The sequence below is a fragment of the Streptomyces sp. AK010 genome (assembly GCF_014207295.1).
Classification (GTDB): Bacteria; Actinomycetota; Actinomycetes; order Streptomycetales; family Streptomycetaceae; genus Streptomyces; species Streptomyces massasporeus.
On sequence record NZ_JACHCX010000004.1, the window covers coordinates 60,900 to 81,279 of the forward strand.

Genomic DNA, 20,380 nt, shown 5'->3' on the forward strand with positions numbered 1-20,380 from the left:
AGCCACATGGTGGCATGCATCAGTCCACTACCACCACAGGGGGGCACATCATGTCCACGCGGGGGCGTCTCGCCCGGCGGCTCGTCCAGCTCTACGCCGGTCTCGCGCTGTACGGCGCCAGTTCGGCACTGCTCGTCCGGTCGGGGCTCGGACTGGAGCCGTGGAACGTGCTGCACCAAGGGCTCGCGGAGAAGACCGGGCTGTCGATCGGTGTCGTGCTGACCATGGTGGGCGCCGCGGTGCTGCTGCTCTGGATCCCGCTGCGCCAGCGGCCGGGCCTGGGCACGATCTCCAACGTGCTGGTCATCGGCATGGCGATGGACGTGACGCTGGCCCTGGTGCCCGACGCGCACGGCCCTGCGCCGCGCATCACGCTGATGGTGGCGGGGATCGTCCTGAACGGCGCGGCGACCGGTCTGTACATCGCGGCCCGCTTCGGACCGGGCCCGCGCGACGGCCTCATGACCGGACTGCACCAGCTCACGGGCGTCTCGATCCGCATGGTCCGCACGGGCATCGAGCTCACGGTCGTGGCGTCGGGCTTCGCGCTGGGCGGCACCGTCGGGATCGGAACGCTCCTGTACGCCCTGGCGATCGGCCCCCTCGCCCAGGCCTTCCTGCGCGTGTTCGCCGTCCCCCCGGCATCCGGCGGCAGCACGGCCGTTGCCACCGGTCAACCCCGAGGAGCGATACTGCGTCCGTGACCCCGCGGATACGCCACCCCTACCTCGACCATCCCGGCCCGATCGCCTTCGCCCACCGGGGCGGGGCCGCGGACGGCCTGGAGAACACCGTGCGGCAGTTCCGGTGCGCGGTCGAGGCCGGATACCGGTACATCGAGACGGACGTCCACACCACCCGGGACGGCAAGCTCGTCGCCTTCCACGACGCGACCCTGGACCGGGTGACGGACGGCGCGGGCGGGATCGCCGACCTGCCGTGGCAGGAGGTCCGGCAGGCGCGGGTGGCGGGCGGGGAACCCCTCCCCCTCTTCGAGGAGCTCCTGGAGACGTTCCCCGACGTGCGCTGGAACGTGGACGTCAAGGCGGAGGCCGCCCTCCTGCCCTTCCTGGACCTCGTCGGGCGGACGAACTCCTGGGACCGGATCTGCCTCGGTTCGTTCTCGGAGGCGCGCGTGGTGCGCGCCCAGCGGTTGTCCGGCCCCCGGCTGGCCACGTCGTACGGCACCCGGGGCGTGCTCAACCTGCGGTTGCGTTCCTGGGGGCTGCCGGCCGCGGTGCGCCGCTCGGCGATAGCCGCCCAGGTCCCCGAGATCCAGTCCGGCATCCAGGTCGTGGACCGGCGCTTCCTGCACGCGGCCCACGCACGCGGCCTCCAGGTGCACGTGTGGACGGTCAACGACCCCGAGAGCATGCACCGGCTGCTCGACCTGGGCGTGGATGGCATCATGACCGATCACATCGACACGTTGCGCAAGGTCATGGAGGACCGCGGCGTCTGGGTCTGAGCCTCCGCCGGGCCCGTCCCCGCTGCGCGTTCACGGGGAAGCGAGGGGCACGGGTGGGCCACGACACCGTGCGGACACCGCCGGCCGACGGGGCCGCGGAGCGCAGGAGCGAGCAGCGCGGCTGGTACGTCTACGACTGGGCCTGCTCGGTCTACTCGACGAGCGTGCTCACCGTGTTCCTGGGCCCCTATCTGACGTCGGTCGCCACGTCGGCGGCCGACGCCGACGGATACGTCCACCCGCTCGGCATCCCGGTGCGCGCCGGCTCCTTCTTCGCGTACTCGGTGTCCCTGTCGGTGATCGTGGCCGTGCTGGTGATGCCCCTGGCGGGCGCCGCCGCCGACCGCACCGGCCGCAAGAAGCCCCTCCTCGCGGCCGCCGCCTACACCGGGGCCACGGCCACGGCGGCCATGTTCTTCCTGGACGGCGACCGCTATCTGCTGGGCGGTGCGCTCCTGGTCGTCGCGAACGCCGCGCAGTCCGTGGCGATGATGCTGTACAACTCCTATCTGCCGCAGATCGCCCCGCCCGAGGAGCGGGACGCGGTCTCCTCCCGCGGCTGGGCCTTCGGTTACGCGGCGGGTTCGCTGGTCCTCGTCGTCAACCTGATCCTCTACACCGGGCACGAGGGCTTCGGCCTCTCGGAGAGCACGGCGGTCCGCATCTGTCTGGCGTCGGCCGGCCTGTGGTGGGGCGCGTTCGCCATCATCCCGCTGCGGCGGCTGCGCGATCGCAGAACCGCCGGGCGCGAGGCGGCCCTCCCGGGCTTCCACCAGCTCGCGGCGACCGTCCGCGACATGCGCCGCCACCCCATGACGCTCGCCTTCCTGCTCGCCTACCTCGTCTACAACGACGGCATCCAGACGGTGATCTCCCAGGCCTCGGTCTACGGCTCCGAGGAGCTGGGCCTGGAACAGTCCACCCTCATCGGCGCCGTGCTGCTGGTGCAGGTGCTGGCGGTGGCGGGCGCGCTGGCCATGGGCCGGCTGGCCCGGGTGTACGGGGCCAAGCGCACGATCCTCGGCTCGCTGGTCGCGTGGACGGTGACGCTGGCGGCCGGGTACTTCCTGCCGACCGGGGCGCCGGTGTGGTTCTTCGTCCTGGCCGCCGGGATCGGCCTGGTCCTCGGCGGCAGCCAGGCGCTGTCCCGCTCCCTGTTCTCCCATCTGATCCCGCCGGGCAGGGAGGCCGAATACTTCTCGGCGTACGAGATGAGCGACCGCGGGATGAGCTGGCTCGGGCCGCTGCTGTTCGGGATCACCTACCAGCTGACCGGGAGCTACCGGGACGCGATCATCTCGCTGGTGGTCTTCTTCGTGCTCGGCTTCGCCCTGCTCGCGCGGGTCCCGGTGCGGCGTGCGATCGGCGAAGCGGGGAATCCGGTTCCTGACAGGATTTAGCACTCGGAGCGAAAGGGCTGTAGTGTACGCGTTTGGCCTGCCAGGCGGACCGTTACTGCGCGTCAAAGATGCCGAAATGCTGGGTTATATCTGCTATCAGATGTGACAAACCGGGCGCTGGTGGGTACAACAAGGGCGGCTACGACGGCGACGCATGACCCGGAACGGGACTCGGAACGGGAATTTTTACCGCCGACCGGACGTTGACCGGATGACGACGACAGCGACACCTGTCCTGTGGGCGACAAGCCCGGGAGGCACGATTCATGAGTGAGCGAGCTCTTCGCGGCACGCGCCTCGTGGTGACCAGCTACGAGACGGACCGCGGCATCGACCTGGCCCCGCGCCAGGCCGTGGAGTACGCATGCGAGAAGGGGCACCGCTTCGAGATGCCCTTCTCGGTCGAGGCGGAGATCCCGCCGGAGTGGGAGTGCAAGGTCTGTGGGGCCCAGGCACTCCTCGTGGACGGCGATGTCCCTGAAGAAAAGAAGGGCAAGCCCGCGCGTACGCATTGGGACATGCTGATGGAGCGGCGCACCCGTGAGGAACTCGAAGAGGTCCTCGAGGAGCGCCTGGCGGTTCTGCGCTCCGGTGCGATGAACATCGCTGTTCATCCCCGAGACAGCCGCAAGTCGGCATAGTCCCTCACAGGGTCTGGCCGAAGTAACAGCGCAGCAGAAGACCGCGGGCGCCGTACGAGAAGTACGGCGCCCGCGGTCTTCCGCATGTCCACGGCCCCGGTGCGGCTCGTGCCGGAAGGCTCGCCGGATGGGCGAGCCCGGGAAGGCTCGCTGTGGACGCGTCCCGGGACGGCTCCACGTGCCCCGGCCGGCTCAGTGCGTCAGCGGCGGGCGCGGCGGCGGGGTGTCCCCCGGCTCGTCCCTGATGACCTCGCCCTGGACGACCTTGCCGTCGGGCTGGTGCATACGGGCCTGCTGGAAGGCGCCGCCGAGGGTGCCCGGGCGTGCTTCCCGGAGCTTGCGCTCGAAGGTGCGCTCCGCCGAGCGGCTCACGATCTTCTGCACCGGCGGCAGCAGCAGGAGCAGGCCCACCGCGTCCGAGGCCAGGCCGGGGATCATCAGGAGCAGACCGCCCAGCATCATCAGGCCGTTGCCCTCGCGGCCCGGCCGGGCCGCTTCCGGCATCATCCCGCCCTGCTGCTGTTGCAGCGCCTCGGAGAGCTTGCGGAAGGCCCGCCGGCCGGCCCGCTTGATGACGACCGAGCCGGCCACCAGACCCGCCAGCAGGACGAGGAAGACCACCAGCCCGCTGGTCGCCCCCGCGACCAGCGTGAGCAGCCAGATCTCCAGCACCAGCCACGCGGCGACGCCGAGCGGCAGGAACGTACGCAGCCGGGAGCGCTTGGGCCGGGCAGGGGGCAGCGGGGTCTGAGCGCCAGTCGTCATGCGTCCAGTGTGCCTGGCCCCGGCTCAGCACGGGATAAGGCCACCATCAGCTGCTTCTGTGAACGGCCGCCCCTGGAGCGGGTCCGCCGCTACGGCTTCGAGGGCTTGCCGCCGCGCCCCGTGACCTTGCCGACCCGCTCCCCCACGCCCCACGCCGTGACGCGCCACAGCGCCTCGACGAGGATGTCGCGGCTCATCTTGGAGTCGCCGAGTTCGCGCTCGACGAAGGTGATCGGCACCTCGATGACGTGGTAGCCGGCCTTGACCGCGCGGCGGGCGAGATCGACCTGGAAGCAGTACCCCTGGGAGGCGACCTCGTCGAGGCCGAGCCCCTGAAGGGTCTCGCGGCGGAAGGCACGGTAGCCGCCGGTGATGTCACGCAGCGGCAGGTCGAGCGCCAGCCGCGAGTAGAGGCTGCCGCCGCGGGAGATCACCTCGCGGGACTTCGGCCAGTTCACCACCCGGCCGCCCGGCACCCAGCGCGATCCCAGCACCAGGTCGGCGCTCTTGAGGGCGGTGAGCAGACGCGGCAGTTCCTCGGGCTGGTGGGATCCGTCGGCGTCCATCTCGATCAGCACGCCGTAGTCGCGCTCCAGGCCCCAGTGGAAGCCCGCGAGGTAGGCGGCTCCCAGGCCCTCCTTGCCCTTGCGGTGCAGCACGTGGACGTGGTCGTCCTCGACGGTCAGCTCGTCGGCCAGCTTGCCCGTGCCGTCCGGGCTGTTGTCGTCGGCCACGAGCACGTGCGCCTCGGGGACGGCCTTGCGTACCCGGCCGACGATGCTCTTGATGTTCTCCGCCTCGTTGAAGGTGGGGATGATCACCAAGGCCGTGCCGAGCGGGCCGAACTTCCTCACCTGGGCTTCTGCCGCGAGGATTCCGTCGCCGTCGTTCACTACTGCCCCTTCATGTCCATACGCAGAGGTCCACCATAGTGGGCCCGGCCTGCGCCGACGTGACAGGACGTTCGAATCGTGGTGTCGAATCCGCAAGACGCGGGTAAGAGCGCGTGTCCGGCGGATGGGGGCCCGGCGCCCTTCGGGCCGACCTGGGATCCGCCGGCTGCGGATCGACCTGAGGCCGTTGTCTACTGAGCGCGCGGGCCCCTCCCGGGTCGCACCTCCCCGACCAACCGGAACGTTCCCTCGGCGCTGCGCCGGCCTGAGCCTGGCTCCCAGTGGCGGTGCCCCGGTGCGGCACACCGTCCCTGACCCGGCGGCGCCGCGGCGAGTGCTCGGACGTTCCCCGGTCGGGCCTCCGGTGGTGGACTCGGCAGAACCTACCGGCCTCCTGCGGCCGCCTGTCAACAGCCGTTTGACCTGCGCATTCAGCGGCAAAGCCCTGGTCAGAGCCGAGGATGCGCAGGTCGCGCGCCGGGGGCGCGGCGCACGACTTCATGCGCGCCACCCCCGTAGATCACTCGCCCGGCCGTACGAAGACCGTGCGTCCGCCCACCACGGTGCGCAGACAGACGGGCAGGTCGCGGCCCGGAGTGAGGTCGGGCAGACCCGGGGTGCCGGAGCGGGGATCCGTCGACCAGCGGGCGACGCGGTCGTCCGGAGCCTGGACGACGAGTTCGCCGGTGCGCCAGACGGCGTAGTCGGCGGGGGCGCCCGGGACCAGAACGCCCGCGTCGTCCCGTCCGACGGCCCGCCAGCCGCCGCGGGTGTGCGCCGTGAACCCGGCGCGCACGGAGACGCGGTGCTCCGGCGTGCGGTGGAAGGCGGCGGCCCGGACCGTGCCCCACGGGTCGAGCGGGGTGACCGGGCTGTCGGAGCCGAAGGCGAGCGGGACACCGGCGCGCAGCAGGGCCGCGAAGGGGTTCAGGGCCCGGGCCCGTTCCTTTCCGAGCCGCTGGGCGTACATGCCCTCCTCACCGCCCCACAGGGCGTCGAAGGCGGGCTGCACGGAGGCGGTGAGGCCGAGTTCGGCGAAGGCGGCGACGCTCTCCGGGGTGAGCATCTCGGCGTGCTCCACGCGGTGCCGGGCGGCCCGGATCCGGCCGAGCCCGAGCTTCTCGGCGGCGGCGCGCACGCCCTCCACCACGGCGTCCACGGCCGCGTCGCCGATGGCGTGGAAACCGGCCTGCAGGCCCGCCTCGGTGCACGCCACGACGTGCGCCGCGACCGCGTCGGCGTCCAGGTAGGCGATGCCCGTCTGCCCGGCGTCGGCGTACGGCTGGTGCAGGCAGGCCGTGTGCGAGCCGAGGGCGCCGTCGACGAACAGGTCCCCCGCGGCGCCCACGGCGCCCAGCTCCCGCGCCTTGGCGACGTCCTGCTCGGCCCAGTAGCCGACGACGCGCGCTCCGTGTTCCGCCGCGGCGAGGCGCAGCAGGCCGGTGAAGTCGTCCTCGGATGAGATCTCCGGCCCGGCGCACTCGTGGAGGGTGCCGATCCCCAGCGAGACGGCGTGGGCGAGCGCGGTGCGCTGCGCCTCGGCGCGCTGCCCAGGCGTCACGGCGGCGAACGCGGCGGCCCGCACGGCGTGATGGGCGTCGGCGGTGAGGGGGCCATCCGTACGGGTGACATCGGGAACCGCGTCGAGCAGGGCGGTGCTCACGACCGCCGAGTGGACGTCGATCCGGCTGAGGTAGAGGGGCCGGTGCCCGGTGGCCTCGTCGAGCTCGGTCCGCGTCGGAGGCCTCCCTCCGGGCCAGCGGGCGGCGTCCCAGCCGTGCCCGAGCAGCACCCGGTCGTCGGGCCGGGCGGCGGCGAAGTCCCGGACGAGGGCGAGGGCGGCCTCCAGCGTGGGGGCGCCGGAGAGGTCGAGCCCGGTCAGGGCCAGGCCCGTGGCAGTCGTGTGCACATGCGCGTCGGTGAACGCCGGGGTGACCAGCGCCCCGTCCAGGTCGACCACCTCGTCGACCCCGTCCGCGAAGGCGTCGGCGGCCCCTTCGGACCCCACCCAGGCGATCTGTCCCCGCTCCACGACCATCGCGGTGGCGAAGGGGTCGGCGGGGCTGTGGACCTCTCCGCGGCGGAGAAGGACGGTCTTGGGCGGGGCGGTGGACTCACTCATGGAGCACAGTCTCACAGGGGCGGGGGCGAGGCCCGCATCAGGGGCGCGGTGAGCTGCGGGAACATCCCCGCACGACCCGCGCCGGAAACCGGCGTTCAGATCCGCGGCGGCCGCGCCTCGTACGGCGTGGACAGCACCACCGTCGTCCGCGTGGACACCCCGGCCAGCGACCGCAACCGGGCCAGCAGCTCCTCCAGTTCGTGGGGCGTGGCCACGCGCACCTTGAGGATGTAGTTCTCGTCCCCCGCCACGCTGTGGCAGGCCTCGATCTCGGGCACGCCGGCCAGCCGGTCGGCGATGTCGTCGGGCGCGCTGGGGTCGAACGGCTTCACCGAGATGAACGCGGTCATGGGCAGCCCCACCGCCTCGGGGTCGACGACCGCCGCATAGCCGCGGATCACACCGCGCTGCTCCAGCCGCCGCACCCGCTGGTGCACGGCCGAGGTGGACAACCCCGTGGCCTTGCCCAGGTCGGTGTAGCTCATCCGCCCGTCCTTGACGAGCAGCTGCACGATCTGTCGGTCCAGCTCCTCCATGGCGCAAGAACCTACAGTGCGGTTGATCTCCTCGGATACCTGAGGAGCCCAGGAGGGCATCCGCGCAGGGCATGTGACGAACGCCACAGGCCTCGAACAGCCTCCGTGATGTTCTCGTGATTACCACCCAGGGGGGACGGGAAGTGCTTGCTGTGGCCGAGGCCGCAGTGCCTGTGACGGCCCAGTCCGAGGGGGAGAACCCAATGCAGAGTCTTAAGCGCCCTGGTCGCACCGCACCCAAGCGGCAGCAGCTCGTTGTCGAGCCCGAGCCGGAGGGTGTCGAACCCGACGCCTTCGACGACGAACTCGACGCCTACGACACGTTCGAGATGTTCCGGGTGGTCTGCCCGGACTGCGCGCAGCCCATCGCCCTGCTGGCGGACGAGGAGGTTCTGCCGGAGCACGCGATGTGCGCCTCGCCGTGGAACCCCTTCGGACTCACCGTCTGCGCCGGAACCGGCCGCAGGGCCACGGACGCCCGCCCCGCGGACGAGTCCGTGGAACCCCAGGAGCAGGACACCGCACTGCTGTTGACGCTCCCTCAGGGGCTCGACTGGCGGACCCAGCCCTTCTCGCACGTCGGCGGCCCGGGCTCACGCCCCATCAGGGTCCCCGTCATGCGCCGCCAGGCGGCCTGAGCGCGGGCTCTCCTCGCCCGCCGCTCCACTCCCGTAGCTGCCCCGCACCACGGCCCGCAGACGGCCGTGGTGCGGTTCGGTGTGTCCAAAGCCGTGTGCGGCACTGAACGAACGCCCGAATCCACCTTCCGGTGACCTGTCGGGGCTCTGCCGCGTTGCCCTGGTATGACCCCCATCTCCTCAGCGACCGGGCGTCAGCGCCTCCTGTACGTCCCGCCGCCCGCAGAATCGGTTCGGCCGGCTCCGCCCCGCTATCAGGACCCGCCGATCTACCGCGACTTGATGCGGACCTGGGCCGAGGGCGGCCGCACCCTCCCGGGCCGGCACGACCCGGAGTGGATGCGGCTCGCGGCCCCTTGGCGGGGCCTCGACCAGTTCAGCGTTCCTCTGGACCCACGAGATGGCGGGCGATGACCATCCGCTGGATCTGGTTGGTGCCCTCCACGATCTGCAGCACCTTGGCCTCGCGCATGTAGCGCTCGGCCGGGAAGTCGGCGGTGTAGCCGTAGCCGCCGAGGATCTGCACGGCGTCGGTGGTGACCCGCATCGCCGTGTCGGTGCAGTGCAGCTTGGCCATGGCGGCCTGCTTCGCGAACGGCCGGCCCGCGTCCCTCAGCCGTGCCGCGGCGAGGTAGAGGGCGCGGCCCGCCTCGATCTGCGTCGCCATGTCGGCGAGCATGAACCGCAGCCCCTGGAAGTCGGCGATCGGCTTGCCGAACTGGCGTCTCTCGGCCGCGTAGGTCACCGCCGCGTCGAGCGCGGCCTGTGCCACGCCGATCGCGCACGCCGAGATGCCGAGCCGCCCCGAGTCGAGCGACGACAGGGCGATCGCGAAGCCCTGCCCCTCCTCGCCGATGCGCCGGGCGTCCGGCACGCGGACGCCGTCGAAGTGGACCTGGGCGGTGGGCGAGCCCTTCATGCCCATCTTCTTCTCCGGCACGGCCGCACTCAGCCCCGCCGCGTCGCCGGGCACCAGGAACGCGCTGATCCCGCGCGGGCCCTCGTCGCCGGTGCGGGCCATCACCGTGTAGAAGTCGGCGATCCCGCCGTGCGTGATCCAGGCCTTGGTGCCGGTGATCACCCAGTCGTCGCCGTCCCGCACGGCCCGGGTGCGCAGGGCCGCCGCGTCCGATCCGGAGTGCGGCTCGGAGAGGCAGTACGCGCCGAGCATGCCGCCGCCGAGCATCGCGGGCAGGTGCTCGACCTGCTGCTCCTTGGTGCCGTAGGCGGCGAGCGCGTACGAGGCCAGGGAGTGGACGCTGACGCCGAGTCCGACGGTGAGGCGGGCCGCGGCGAGCTCCTCCAGGACCTGGAGGTAGACCTCGTAGGGCTGGTCGCCGCCCCCGTACTCGGAGTCGTACGGCAGGCCGAGCAGTCCCGACTGGGAGAGCAGGGTGAACAGCTCGCGCGGGAAGCGGCCGGCGTCCTCCTCCTCGGCCGCACTCGGGACGATCTCCTGCGCCGCGATGTCGCGGACGAGTGTGATCAGGTCCCGGGCCTCCTCCGTGGGCAGTTGTCGGTCCACCGGCTGCGGGGCGCGGTCGGGCATGGCGACGCTCTCCTCCCTGTCGGGCACTGGCGGACGGGCCCATGGGTGGGGGCGGCGCCGCCGGGTCGTTCTGGTGCCTTGCCGATGCTTGCAGTCCCGGGTCTCGGAAGCTGCTGACCAGCGGCTGTGCGCTGTGAGTATGCCCGATCGGAGGCACCCAGTCACCAGTTAACGACCGCTTACTTCAAGAAATGACCGAGCACGTACGGAGCGGCGAAATTGGTCCGAACCATTGACCCAACTGGTCTAGTCCTCCTACTGTTTCGCTCCACCGATTCACCGCGTTCATGCCAATGAGCGCGCGTTCCCCTCTCCGCACGAGGAGACACCGGATGCACACCCCCCACCCTTCCCGCTTCCGGGCCATCGTGTCGGCGGCCTGTTGCGCCGTCCTCGGCGCCGGTCTGCTGGCCGGCGCGGGCACCACCGCCACCGCGGCGACCCCGGCTCAGGAGGCCGCCGCAGACTCGAAGGCCGCCCCCGACGCCAGGGCCGCCGGCTCCAAGGTCATCGGCTACTTCACCGAATGGGGCACCTACGACCGCAAGTACTACGTCAAGAACATCGAGACGTCCGGATCGGGCGGCAAGCTCACCCACATCAACTACGCCTTCGGCAACGTCACCGGCGGCAAGTGCGCCATGGGCGACGGCTACGCCGCCACCGACCGGGCCTACACCGCCGCCGAATCCGTCGACGGCAAGGCCGACACCTGGGACCAGCCGCTGCGCGGCAACTTCAACCAGCTGCGCAAGCTGAAGCAGAAGCACCCGAACCTCAAGGTCCTGTGGTCCTTCGGCGGCTGGACCTGGTCGGGGGGCTTCGGCGAGGCAGCGAAGAACCCGGCCGCCTTCGCCCAGTCCTGCTACGACCTGGTCGAGAACTCCAAGTGGGCCGATGTCTTCGACGGCATCGACATCGACTGGGAGTACCCCAACACCTGCGGCGCCACCTGCGACACCAGCGGAAAGGCGGCCTTCCGGAACCTGATGCAGGCGCTGCGGGCGAAGTTCGGCTCGAAGAGCCTTCTCACCGCGGCGATCACCGCCGACGCCACCCCGGGCGGCAAGATCGACGCGGCGGACTACGCGGGCGCCGCCCAGTACGTCGACTGGTACAACCCGATGACGTACGACTTCTTCGGCGCCTGGGACGCCACCGGCCCGACGGCTCCGCATTCGCCGCTGACCTCGTACGCCGGCATCCCGAAGGCGGACAGCCACAGCTCGGCGACCATCGCCAAGCTCAAGGGCCTCGGCATCCCCGCCTCGAAGCTGCTGCTCGGCATCGGCTTCTACGGCCGCGGCTGGACCGGCGTCACCCAGGCGGCCCCCGGGGGCACCGCGACCGGCCCGGCGGCGGGCACGTACGAGCAAGGCATCGAGGACTACAAGGTGCTCAAGACCAGGTGCCCGGCGACGGGGACCGTGGCCGGCACGGCGTACGCCAAGTGCGGCGGCAACTGGTGGAGTTACGACACCCCGGCGACCATCGGCACCAAGATGAACTACAAGAACCAGCAGGGCCTGGGCGGCACGTTCTTCTGGGAGCTGAGCGGCGACACCGCGAACGGTGAGCTGATCAAGGCGATCAAGTAACGCCCGGAGCGGGGGGGCGGAGGTCCGCTGCGGACCCTCCGCCCCTCTCTCATGCGCCCCGGCACGCGGGCTGCGGAGCCGGGTAGGCCGGGTCGAGTTCCTCGATCGCGCGCAGGGCACCGCCGAGGGTCTTCACCAGCAGCTCGCACATGGTGTCGCGGGGCAGTTCGGGCCGGTCGATCCATTCGAGCGTGGCGCCCTCGACACTGCACACCCAGGCGAGCAGGGCCATCCGCGCCAGCGGGGCGATGTCGGCCCGCTCGTAGGCGCCTTCGGCGATGGTGGTCACGACGGCCTCGCGCACACCGTCGCGGATGGCGTGCACCTCGGTGTCGAAACCGACGCCGCCGCTCACGATCGTGCGGTACGCGGCCTGGTTGTGCTCGGCGTAGCGCAGATAGCTGTCGACGGTGCGCTGGACCCGGTCCACCGGGGGCAGTTCGAGACCGCTCGCCGCCAGGGTGACCAGCTCGGTGACCGAGTCCTGGATGATGGCCAGGTAGTAACCGCGCTTGGACTGGAAGTAGTAGTAGATCAGCCCCTTGGCGACGTGCGCCTGCCGGGCGATGTCGTCCATCGACAGGGCGTCGTAGGAGGTGTCGGCGAACAACCTCCGCCCGATCGCGATGAGTTCGGCGCGGCGCGCCATCGAGCGCTCGGTGCCGCGGGCCCGGGGACGGGCGGCAGGCTGGGGGCTGATATTCAATTTCGACCCTGGTCTCAACGGGCGGGGTGGGACCTCCGCAGTATGGCAGGCCTCACCTCCGCGCCGTGGGTCAGGTCACAGCAGCCCGAGCTGCGTCACGAGCATCGCGACGACCACGACGAGGGCCCACCCCATGACGTGCTCGACGATCTTCGGGCCGTCGTCCTGAGGGCCGCCGGTGCGGACGCGGGTGGCGGTGGCTGAGTGCACGGTCATGGCTTCTCGCTGGGTCGGTGGTGCGGACGGACTCCCCCCGGGCTTTCCGTCCACCTTGCCACCGGGCGCGGCTTTTGCGGCCGAGAGCTTGCTCACACGCGGACGCCCACGGCCGCCAGGGCCTTGCGCTGGGCCGCGCTCGGGCGTGCCGGGAAGTACAGGTAGCAGATGCCGCCGGTGCCCGAGGCGACCTTGCCGGAGGCGTTGTACCGCTTGGTCCTGAGCCAGATGTTCTCGAACTCGCGCCGCCGGTAGACGCGCCGCACGGCCTCGTTGCTCGCCGAGAAGGGGTCGTTGGCGATCACGTCGCCGTCGGCCGTGAAGCCGACGACGGTCATCAGGTGCCCGGCGGTGCCGTACCCGGCGCCGGTCAGCTCCTCCTTGAGGAACGACTGGGACGTTATGGCCGGGATGCCCGCGGCGATCAGCGTCTCCAGATCGGTGAGCGAGCCGAGCCGGGTGACGACGCCCTGGAGGTCCTTGAACGTGGCGGCGTAGGCCGCGTTGAAGGGCCAGTTGCCGCAGCCCGCGTACTGGTAGTCGTAGGTGAAGCGGGCCGCGTGGCACACCTGCGGGTCGGCGTACGCGGGATCGACCCAGTCCAGCTGCCCGTCGGTGAGCCGGCCGCCCCAGTACTCGACGATCATCTGGGAGGACGTCGGGCTGCACCAGGCCTCGCCGCCGTTGTCGTACTCGGGGTACTGGCCCTTGTGGATCTCCTGCGAGTAGCGCGGGACGGCCAGTTCCTTCGCGAGGCCGGGCTCGGACGCCGGGACGGTGAACCGGTCGGGCACGTCGGAGCCCATGGCGCCGAGCCGCCACACGGTGGGTGTGGCCTTGGTGCCGGGCTTGCGGTAGAGGGTCAGGCGCAGCCGGTACGAGGCCAGGCGCAGGCCGGTCGACGCGTCGTCGATGGCCAGGGTGTCCGTCCAGACGGTGCTCTTGCCGTCGCTCTGGTCGTCGACCGAGGTGCGCCGGATGTCCTGGTCGCCGGAGGCCCAGCGGGCCATCACGTACCAGGGGGTGCTGGTGCCGTCGGTATAGGTGCCCTTGATCTGGGCCTGGATCCAGGTGCCGGCCGGGGTGCGCGCGTTCCAGGAGACGATCGCCTCGGTCGCGGGGACGGCGAGCCGGTGGACGGGGGAGGTCCAGGTGCCGTACTCCCACGTGGCGGTCCTGCCCGTGTGCGGATCCGTGTAGGCGGTGGTGCCGGCGGGTTTCGCGATCGCCAGGCCCGGGCGGGTGCCCGCGACGGCCCGGGTGCCCTTGGCGGTGCCGCCGGACCAGTCGGTGTACGAGATCCAGGACCGGTTGTCGACGGTGCGGGCCGGGACCGCCCGGGCGGGGTCTGCGGCGTCGGTCTTCATGGGGGCCTCGGGGTCGGCGGCCGCCGGACCCGCGCCCGCGGTGACGGCGGCGGCGACCGCGGCGGCCAGGACGGTTCTGCGTGACGGCTGTTCGGCGCTGCGCATGGCGAAGACCCCCGGATGTCGGAGTCGGGCAGGTGCGGGGCAGGTCCGTGCACGGTCGGTCGTATCCGTGCGTGCGCCACATATGAGCACAGCCCGCCGTGTCCTGCCAGCACTTCGACGCGCGCCGCGCCCACCAATATTGGCGTCGACCAGTGGCATCCGCGGCGGACCCCGTGGTTAGAGTGCCGATCGAGATGAATTCGTCCTTCCGCCCCGCACCGGGCCACGCCGTCCGCGACCTGGCCGCCCGGGTCCGCCACCTGTCCCCCTCCTGCGGCCCGGTCCGGCTCGTGGGTGTCGACGGGCACGCCGGGTCCGGGAAGAGCACGTTCGCCGAGCGGCTGGCGGCGGCCCTGGACGGCGCGCCGGTGCTGCGCCTCGACGACATCGCCAGCCACGACGCGCTGTTCGACTGGACGGAACGGCTGCTGGACCAGCTGATCGAGCCGCTCTCGCTCGGCCGGACCGCGCACTACGCCCCCTACGACTGGCGGGCCCGCCGCTTCGGCTCCCCGCGCCCGGTCCCGCCCGCGCCGGTGATCCTCGTGGAGGGCGTCGGCGCGGGGCGCCGGGCGCTGCGCCCGCACCTGGCTCTGCTGCTGTGGATGGATCTGCCGCAGGAGGAGGCCTGGCAGCGGGGACGTTCCCGGGACGGGGAGGAGCAGCGGGAGTTCTGGGACGGGTGGGTTCCGGCGGAGCGCCGGCATTTCGCCGACGATCCCTCGCGGCCGTTCGCCGACCTCCTGGTACGGCAGCGAGACGAGGGGTACGAGGTGCTCGCGGGACCCGCTGGGACCGTCGGACCGGACCAGCCCCTCACGCACGGTGACGGACCGCCCGCAGTGTGCTGAACTTGGGAAGGGCCTTGCGGGACAACTTGCCGGAGTGCTTCAACTCGGCTTGACCGTCGGACCGTACAGGTCTTACGTTCTCAATGTGCGGCATCGGAGCCGCCCGCAGACGCGAAGCCCCCGGTTGTTCCCCCGTGATCGGGGGCTTCGTTCTGCCTTCTTCCGGTTTTCCGGCCGCCGCCGGGCGCCGAGCGCTCACCCTGGGTCACCGTCCTCGGCGCCGCGGCATCCGCTCCCACCTCGCCGAACGGCGCGTGCGGCCCTCTACGGGGGCGCCGCGCCCGCAGGTACGATGCCCTCGTCGCGACCTACGGACGGTTGCTTCGCGCACTGTGCAACTCCGGTCCGTGGCACAGCGATTCGGGCAGGGCAGCCGGCTGGGGGACGGCGCGTTGGCATTCCGACGGGGGCACGGTTTGTGGGGGACGTGATGGACTTCGGCACGCAGGGCCCACAGGCCCCGGCCGACCTCGCCTGGCTGCGAGGCGTGGACGCCTACACCATGGGCGCGTATCCGCAGGCGGAGGAGGAGTTCCGCGCCGCCGTGCGGATGGACTCCGGGATGGCCGACGGCTGGCTCGGGCTGCACGCGCTGCGCGTCGACACGACGACGGCGCTGCTGCGCATGTTCCAGCACCGGGACCGGTTCGGGGAGCAGCGCACCCGCTACCGTCGCACGCTCAACTCCTGGTACTGGCTGGGCTGGTGGGTACAGCCGGTGCTGGAGAGTCCCCGTGATCTGCTGCTCGCGCACGCCTCCCACTGGCTGGACGGCCGCCACGTCCCCGAGCTGGACCGGGCGCTCGCCGGGCTGCCGCCCGTGGACACCGACCACCAGGTCCGCTTCCTGCACTCCTGCCGTGCCTATCTGGTCAAGGACTGGGAGCAGCTGGTCCGCCACACCGACCCGCTGCTCGACGATCCGATGCTCGGCATCGAGGCGGGCCTGTTCGGCGGCATGGCCCGGGTCCGCCTGGAGATGTACGGCCAGGCCGAACCCCTGCTGTCCGCCGCGCTGATGCGCTGCCGCAGCGAGCAGCCCCAGCGCAAGGAGCTGCGCTACTGGCTGGCCCGGGCGCACGAGGGCACCGGCCGCAGCGCCGCCGCGCTCCCCCTGTACCGGGCCGTGCACCGCGTCGACCCGGCGTTCATGGACACCTCAGCCCGGCTGGCCGCCATCGCCGAGGGCGACGGCTACGACGACGCCACCGGCCTCGCGGCGATCACCCTCACCGGTGCGGGCCAGGACGCGGTGGACGGTCCGGACGGGTTCGACCCGCTCTTCGGTCTCGAAGGGCGCGACCTGCGGCTGCCCGACCCCGAGCCGCCGCTCGCTCCCCTGCCGCCGGTGACCGGAGCGCCGGTCCGCGAGCGGACCGGCCCCGTCCCCTCGCTGCCCGCCGGGCCCACCGACCCGGCGTTACTGGACGAGGCACTCGCCGAGCTCGAACGCATGGTGGGTCTGGAGCCGGTGAAGCGCCAGGTCAAGGCGCTGTCGGCGCAGCTGAACATGGCCCGGCTGCGGGCCGGGCAGGGCCTGCCGGTCCAGCCGCCGAAACGCCACTTCGTCTTCTCCGGCCCCTCCGGCACCGGTAAGACGACCGTCGCCCGCATCCTCGGCCGCGTCTTCTACGCCCTCGGGCTGCTCGGCGGCGACCACCTCGTGGAGGCCCAGCGGGCCGACCTGGTCGGCGAGTACCTCGGGCAGACGGCCGTGAAGGCGAACGAACTGATCGACTCGGCCCTCGGGGGCGTCCTCTTCGTCGACGAGGCCTACTCGCTGTCCAACTCGGGCTACGGCAAGGGCGACGCGTACGGCGACGAGGCCCTGCAGGTGCTGCTGAAGCGCGCCGAGGACAACCGCGACCACCTCGTGGTGATCCTGGCCGGCTACCCGGAGGGCATGGACCGTCTGCTCGCCGCGAACCCCGGGCTGTCCTCCCGTTTCACCACCCGCGTCGACTTCCCGTCCTACCGGCCCCTCGAACTCACCGAGATCGGCAAGGTGCTCGCGGCGGAGAACGGCGACCTGTGGGACGAGGAGGCCCTCGACGAACTGCGGTCCATCGCCGGGCACGTGGTCGACCAGGGGTGGATCGACGAGCTGGGCAACGGACGGTTCCTGCGGACGCTGTACGAGAAGAGCTGCGCGTACCGGGATCTGCGGTTGTCGGTGTATCCCGGGGTGTTGGGCAGGGCGGACCTGGCGACCTTGCGGCTGCCGGACCTGATGCAGGCGTACGGAGAGGTCTTGTCGGGGCGGGGGCCAGGGAATCCACCGGGGTTGTGAAGAACTGGCGTTGCCGCTGACGTCGGGTGGGCGCGCAACCCGGCGGAGCGGGGTGCCGCTGCGCCCACCCGTGCCGCCCCCAGCGGCACGCATGCCCGCAGCTGGGACTACGTCGCCAGTACCTCCTCCGACGCCCCGCTGCTCCTCGGCTCGGTCAGCCTCACCTCGCGCACCTGCCGGTGCGCGGGGTCCCGCACCTCCCCCACCAGCAGCTCCAGCACGTCCTCCAGGGCGACCAGCCCGAGCACCTTGCCGGACGCGTCGGCGACCTGGGCCAGGTGCGTCGCCGCTCGACGCATCACCGTGAGGGCGTCGTCGAGGGGCAGCTCGGGCCGCAGGGTCGTCATGGGGCGCCACAGGTGCTGCGGAACGGCCCGGTCCGAGTCCTCCGCGTCGAGGACGTCCTTGACGTGCAGGTACCCCATGAAGGCGCCGTTGTCCGCGGCGACCGGGAACCGGGAGTAGCCCGTACGGGCCGTGAGCTCGACGATCCGCCCGGGGGTGACCGAGGGGCTGACCGTCACCAGGGACTCCCGCTTCAGCAGGACGTCCGTCACCGGGCGCGAGCCCAGCTCCAGGGCGTCCTCGAGGCTCTCGGCCTCCTCGGGGTCGAGCAGGCCCGCCTGGCCGGCGTCCTCCACCAGCCGGTTGAGCTGCTCGCTGGTGAAGACGGCCTCGACCTCGTCCTTGGGATCGACGTGGAAGAGCCGCAGGATGCCCTGGGCGACGGCGCCCAGCGCGGCGGTGATCGGCTTGCAGAAGCGCGCGAACCAGACCAGGCCGGGGCTGAGCCACAGCGCGACCTTCTCGGGGGCCGCCATCGCCAGGTTCTTCGGGACCATCTCGCCGATGACGAGGTGGAAGAAGACCACGGCGGCGAGGGCGATGACGTAGGTCAGCGGGTGGATCATGCCGTGCGGCAGGTGGATCCACTCGAAGACCGGCTCCAGCAGGTGCGCGACCGTCGGTTCGGCGACCGCGCCGAGGGTGAGGGAGCAGATCGTGATGCCGAACTGTGCCGCCGCCATCATCTGCGGCAACCGCTCAAGACCGTAGAGGACCTGCCGGGCACGGGCGGTGCCGAGCGGCTCGATCTGGCTGCGGCGTACGGAGACCAGCGCGAACTCGGCGCCGACGAAGAAGCCGTTGGCGAGCACGAGCAGCGCGGCGAAGAGGAGCTGGAGCACGCTCATCGGACGGCCTCCGCCATGGAGACCACCGGGGCGGTCCGCACGAGCCGGACCCGCTCCGCGCGGTAGTGGCCGACCTGGCGCACCGAGAGCCGCCAGCCGGGCAGCTCCGCCTTGTCGCCGACGGCGGGGATACGGCCCAGCAGGTCGGCGATCAGGCCCGCGACCGTCTCGTACGGGCCCTCGGGCACGTCGAGGCCTATGCGCAGCAGGATGTCGACCCGGCAGCCGCCGTCGACGTCCCAGGCGGGCCTGCCGTCCTCCGGGGGCGCGGAGGCCAGCTCGGGCAGGTCGTGCCCGTCGTGCTCGTCGCGGACCTCGCCGACGATCTCCTCGACGATGTCCTCCAGCGTGACGACACCGGCGGTGCCGCCGTACTCGTCGACGACGACCGCGATGGGCTGCTCACTGCGCAGACGCGTGAGGAGCGGCCGGACGGGCAGCGTCTCGGGGACGAGCAGCGCCGGACGGGCGATGTGGCCGACGGGGGTGCGCAGCCGGTCCTGCACGGGCACGGCCAAGGCGTCCTTGAGGTGGGCCATGCCGACGACCTCGTCGATCTTCTCCCGGTAGACCGGGAAGCGGGACAGGCCGGTGGCGCGGGTCAGGTTGACGACGTCCTCGGCGGTGGCCGAGGACTGCAGGGCGCTGACCTTCACGCGCGGCGTCATCACGTGCTGCGCGGTGAGCTCACCCAGCGACAGGGTCCGGACGAACAGGTCGGCCGTGTCCTGCTCCAGGGCGCCGGCCCGGGCCGAGTGGCGGGCCAGGGAGACGAGTTCGCCGGGGGTGCGGGCGGAGGCCAGCTCCTCGGCGGGTTCGATGCCCAGGGCGCGCACGAGCCGGTTCGCGACGGCGTTGAGGCCGGCGATGACCGGGCGGAACAGCCGGGCGAAGACATGCTGCGGGCCCGCGACGAAGCGCGCGACCTGCAGCGGCCGGGACACCGCCCAGTTCTTGGGCAGGAGCTCGCCGATCACCATCTGCACGGCGGAGGCCAGCAGCATGCCGACGACGACCGTGACACCGGAGACGGCTCCCTCGGGGATGCCGATCGAGGTGAACGGGCCGTGCAGCAGTTCGGCGAGCGCCGGTTCGGCGAGCATGCCGACGACGAGCGAGGTGATGGTGATGCCGAGCTGGGTGCCGGAGAGCTGGAAGGAGAGTTCCTTGAGTGATTCGACGACCCGGTGGGCGCGCCGGTCGCCCTCGGCGGCGGCCTTCTCGGCCTCGGGCCGTTCGACCGTCACGAGTCCGAATTCGGCCGCCACGAAGAATCCGTTGGCGAGAATCAGCAGGAACGCGGCTGCGAGGAGCAGCAGGGGGGTGGTCATGATGCCGCCGCCTCCACACGGTCACGTACCTCGGATACGAGGTCCGCGCTATGTCGGCAGGGGGCGGCGCAGATACTGCAGGACGATCCGTCCATCGCCGGAGGGGGTCACTCCTCGGTTAGCAGGAAGCCTCTGCGCGCCGGTCGGGGCGACAGAGGCGGAGGCGCATCCATCACGCCTCCGCCAACAGATTAATCAAGACATGGCCCGGTACGGCAGTGGCGGCCGTCCGGAGGATGTCCCCGGTCAGCCCTGACGCCGCTCGGGGTCCGCCACGGAACGGGCCGCGACGAGCGCCCGCAGGGCCCGGGCGTCGGCGATCGCACGCCGCTTGGCCAGGCCCGGCTGGATGCCCAGAGCAGGCAGGCTGGTGCCGTCGCTGAGGTTGAGGAACACCCAGGGGTCGCCGGGCCGGAGGGTCACCTGGAGGATCTCCGCCCACTCCAGCCGGCGCTTGTTCGTGAGATTGACGACAGTGACGCCGTCCTCGTCGACGACGACCTTGGGACGCGCCAGGAGGAGCAGCACGGCGTCCAGCAGGAGTGCCGTGAAGACGAAGCTGACGCGCTCGGCGGGGCTGAGCTGCTTCAGCAGCATCGCGACCGCCGTGATCACCACGAAGATGGCGACGGCCGCGGTGAGCAGCACCACGCGGGTACTGCCCGGCCGGAACGTGACGGGCAAGTTGGGCAGATCGGGCATCTTGCGTCC

At 71.7% G+C, this 20,380-nt stretch carries 20 protein-coding genes; 9 read left to right on the forward strand and 11 right to left on the reverse strand.

Annotated elements, in window-relative coordinates; genetic code table 11:
- Positions 1-14 precede the first annotated feature (14 nt).
- The 4 genes from HDC93_RS09035 (at position 15) to HDC93_RS09050 (ending at position 3,509) form a co-directional block, all read left to right on the forward strand.
- On the forward strand, positions 15-704 hold the full coding sequence (locus HDC93_RS09035) for a YitT family protein (RefSeq protein ID WP_185009000.1): 690 nt from the start codon (positions 15-17) through the stop codon (positions 702-704).
- Positions 701-1,468, forward strand: coding sequence for a glycerophosphodiester phosphodiesterase (locus HDC93_RS09040; RefSeq protein WP_185009002.1), 768 nt, complete (start codon positions 701-703; stop codon positions 1,466-1,468). Before HDC93_RS09035 ends, HDC93_RS09040 begins: the two co-directional genes overlap by 4 nt.
- Before the next feature lie 53 nt (positions 1,469-1,521).
- Positions 1,522-2,868 (forward strand): MFS transporter, encoded by a 1,347-nt coding sequence (locus tag HDC93_RS09045; RefSeq protein WP_185009004.1) that lies wholly within the window; start codon positions 1,522-1,524, stop codon positions 2,866-2,868.
- A gap of 266 nt (positions 2,869-3,134) precedes the next feature.
- Entirely contained in the window at positions 3,135-3,509 is a 375-nt protein-coding gene (locus HDC93_RS09050) for an RNA polymerase-binding protein RbpA (RefSeq protein WP_030247095.1), read from the forward strand.
- Between the two features lie 192 nt (positions 3,510-3,701).
- On the opposite strand, the gene fxsA is transcribed toward HDC93_RS09050, so the two are convergent.
- From fxsA to HDC93_RS09070, 4 genes are all read right to left on the reverse strand, one after another.
- Positions 3,702-4,274: an FxsA family membrane protein gene (gene fxsA, locus HDC93_RS09055; protein WP_185009006.1), complete on the reverse strand. Its 573-nt coding sequence runs from the start codon at positions 4,272-4,274 to the stop codon at positions 3,702-3,704.
- 89 nt (positions 4,275-4,363) lie between these two features.
- On the reverse strand, positions 4,364-5,167 hold the full coding sequence (locus HDC93_RS09060; protein WP_185009008.1) for a polyprenol monophosphomannose synthase: 804 nt from the start codon (positions 5,165-5,167) through the stop codon (positions 4,364-4,366).
- Between the two features lie 520 nt (positions 5,168-5,687).
- Entirely contained in the window at positions 5,688-7,289 is a 1,602-nt protein-coding gene (locus tag HDC93_RS09065) for an amidohydrolase (protein ID WP_185009010.1), read from the reverse strand.
- A 95-nt stretch (positions 7,290-7,384) separates the two neighbouring features.
- On the reverse strand, positions 7,385-7,825 hold the full coding sequence (locus HDC93_RS09070) for an Lrp/AsnC family transcriptional regulator (RefSeq protein WP_004002750.1): 441 nt from the start codon (positions 7,823-7,825) through the stop codon (positions 7,385-7,387).
- A gap of 203 nt (positions 7,826-8,028) precedes the next feature.
- On the opposite strand from HDC93_RS09070, the gene HDC93_RS09075 reads away from it, so the two are divergent.
- Both HDC93_RS09075 and HDC93_RS39595 read left to right on the forward strand, forming a co-directional pair.
- Positions 8,029-8,463 carry a hypothetical protein gene (locus tag HDC93_RS09075; protein ID WP_031108160.1) on the forward strand — a complete coding sequence of 145 codons (435 nt, stop codon included), beginning with the start codon at positions 8,029-8,031 and terminating at the stop codon, positions 8,461-8,463.
- Between the two features lie 165 nt (positions 8,464-8,628).
- Positions 8,629-8,877: a hypothetical protein gene (locus tag HDC93_RS39595; protein ID WP_078615159.1), complete on the forward strand. Its 249-nt coding sequence runs from the start codon at positions 8,629-8,631 to the stop codon at positions 8,875-8,877.
- Here HDC93_RS39595 and HDC93_RS09080 read toward each other — a convergent pair.
- On the reverse strand, positions 8,840-10,012 hold the full coding sequence (locus HDC93_RS09080) for an acyl-CoA dehydrogenase family protein (protein WP_185009011.1): 1,173 nt from the start codon (positions 10,010-10,012) through the stop codon (positions 8,840-8,842). The two genes, HDC93_RS39595 and HDC93_RS09080, sit on opposite strands and share 38 nt — an antisense overlap.
- A gap of 332 nt (positions 10,013-10,344) precedes the next feature.
- Here HDC93_RS09080 and HDC93_RS09085 point away from each other — a divergent pair, with 332 nt between their 5' ends.
- The gene (locus HDC93_RS09085) at positions 10,345-11,610 is read left to right on the forward strand and encodes a glycoside hydrolase family 18 protein (protein WP_185009013.1); all 1,266 of its coding nucleotides are present in this window, start codon (positions 10,345-10,347) and stop codon (positions 11,608-11,610) included.
- Between the two features lie 49 nt (positions 11,611-11,659).
- On the opposite strand, the gene HDC93_RS09090 is transcribed toward HDC93_RS09085, so the two are convergent.
- The 3 genes from HDC93_RS09090 to HDC93_RS09100 form a co-directional block, all read right to left on the reverse strand.
- On the reverse strand, positions 11,660-12,316 hold the full coding sequence (locus tag HDC93_RS09090; protein ID WP_185009015.1) for a TetR/AcrR family transcriptional regulator: 657 nt from the start codon (positions 12,314-12,316) through the stop codon (positions 11,660-11,662).
- A 75-nt stretch (positions 12,317-12,391) separates the two neighbouring features.
- Positions 12,392-12,532, reverse strand: coding sequence for an SCO1431 family membrane protein (locus HDC93_RS09095; RefSeq protein ID WP_107426733.1), 141 nt, complete (start codon positions 12,530-12,532; stop codon positions 12,392-12,394).
- A gap of 92 nt (positions 12,533-12,624) precedes the next feature.
- Positions 12,625-14,004: a peptidase C39 family protein gene (locus tag HDC93_RS09100; protein WP_185009017.1), complete on the reverse strand. Its 1,380-nt coding sequence runs from the start codon at positions 14,002-14,004 to the stop codon at positions 12,625-12,627.
- 194 nt (positions 14,005-14,198) lie between these two features.
- Between HDC93_RS09100 and HDC93_RS09105 the strand changes: the two genes are divergently transcribed.
- Positions 14,199-14,855, forward strand: a complete 657-nt coding sequence (locus tag HDC93_RS09105; RefSeq protein WP_185009019.1) for a uridine kinase — start codon at positions 14,199-14,201, stop codon at positions 14,853-14,855.
- A 430-nt stretch (positions 14,856-15,285) separates the two neighbouring features.
- A complete protein-coding gene (locus HDC93_RS09110; RefSeq protein ID WP_185009020.1) occupies positions 15,286-17,145 on the forward strand; it encodes an AAA family ATPase in 1,860 nt (619 codons plus the stop codon).
- 107 nt (positions 17,146-17,252) lie between these two features.
- Here HDC93_RS09110 and HDC93_RS09115 read toward each other — a convergent pair whose 3' ends face one another.
- The 3 genes from HDC93_RS09115 to HDC93_RS09125 form a co-directional block, all read right to left on the reverse strand.
- Positions 17,253-18,338: a hemolysin family protein gene (locus HDC93_RS09115; protein WP_185009022.1), complete on the reverse strand. Its 1,086-nt coding sequence runs from the start codon at positions 18,336-18,338 to the stop codon at positions 17,253-17,255.
- Positions 18,335-19,669 carry a hemolysin family protein gene (locus HDC93_RS09120; RefSeq protein WP_185009024.1) on the reverse strand — a complete coding sequence of 445 codons (1,335 nt, stop codon included), beginning with the start codon at positions 19,667-19,669 and terminating at the stop codon, positions 18,335-18,337. The genes HDC93_RS09115 and HDC93_RS09120 overlap by 4 nt, the downstream gene beginning before the upstream one ends.
- 246 nt (positions 19,670-19,915) lie before the next feature.
- On the reverse strand, positions 19,916-20,371 hold the full coding sequence (locus tag HDC93_RS09125) for a PH domain-containing protein (protein WP_185009026.1): 456 nt from the start codon (positions 20,369-20,371) through the stop codon (positions 19,916-19,918).
- Between the last annotated feature and the right edge of the window lie 9 nt (positions 20,372-20,380).

Bases quoted from the DNA above. Each gene is read 5' to 3' on its own strand.
- HDC93_RS09035 (WP_185009000.1), top strand. From the start codon at position 15: ATGCATCAGTCCACTACCACCACAGGGGGGCACATCATGTCCACGCGG.
- HDC93_RS09050 (WP_030247095.1), top strand. From the start codon at position 3,135: ATGAGTGAGCGAGCTCTTCGCGGCACGCGCCTCGTGGTGACCAGCTAC.
- fxsA (WP_185009006.1), bottom strand. From the start codon at position 4,274: ATGACGACTGGCGCTCAGACCCCGCTGCCCCCTGCCCGGCCCAAGCGC.
- HDC93_RS09065 (WP_185009010.1), bottom strand. From the start codon at position 7,289: ATGAGTGAGTCCACCGCCCCGCCCAAGACCGTCCTTCTCCGCCGCGGA.
- HDC93_RS09070 (WP_004002750.1), bottom strand. From the start codon at position 7,825: ATGGAGGAGCTGGACCGACAGATCGTGCAGCTGCTCGTCAAGGACGGG.
- HDC93_RS09075 (WP_031108160.1), top strand. From the start codon at position 8,029: ATGCAGAGTCTTAAGCGCCCTGGTCGCACCGCACCCAAGCGGCAGCAG.
- HDC93_RS39595 (WP_078615159.1), top strand. From the start codon at position 8,629: ATGACCCCCATCTCCTCAGCGACCGGGCGTCAGCGCCTCCTGTACGTC.
- HDC93_RS09080 (WP_185009011.1), bottom strand. From the start codon at position 10,012: ATGCCCGACCGCGCCCCGCAGCCGGTGGACCGACAACTGCCCACGGAG.
- HDC93_RS09085 (WP_185009013.1), top strand. From the start codon at position 10,345: ATGCACACCCCCCACCCTTCCCGCTTCCGGGCCATCGTGTCGGCGGCC.
- HDC93_RS09095 (WP_107426733.1), bottom strand. From the start codon at position 12,532: ATGACCGTGCACTCAGCCACCGCCACCCGCGTCCGCACCGGCGGCCCT.
- HDC93_RS09100 (WP_185009017.1), bottom strand. From the start codon at position 14,004: ATGCGCAGCGCCGAACAGCCGTCACGCAGAACCGTCCTGGCCGCCGCG.
- HDC93_RS09105 (WP_185009019.1), top strand. From the start codon at position 14,199: ATGAATTCGTCCTTCCGCCCCGCACCGGGCCACGCCGTCCGCGACCTG.
- HDC93_RS09110 (WP_185009020.1), top strand. From the start codon at position 15,286: ATGGACTTCGGCACGCAGGGCCCACAGGCCCCGGCCGACCTCGCCTGG.
- HDC93_RS09115 (WP_185009022.1), bottom strand. From the start codon at position 18,338: ATGAGCGTGCTCCAGCTCCTCTTCGCCGCGCTGCTCGTGCTCGCCAAC.
- HDC93_RS09120 (WP_185009024.1), bottom strand. From the start codon at position 19,669: ATGACCACCCCCCTGCTGCTCCTCGCAGCCGCGTTCCTGCTGATTCTC.
- HDC93_RS09125 (WP_185009026.1), bottom strand. From the start codon at position 20,371: ATGCCCGATCTGCCCAACTTGCCCGTCACGTTCCGGCCGGGCAGTACC.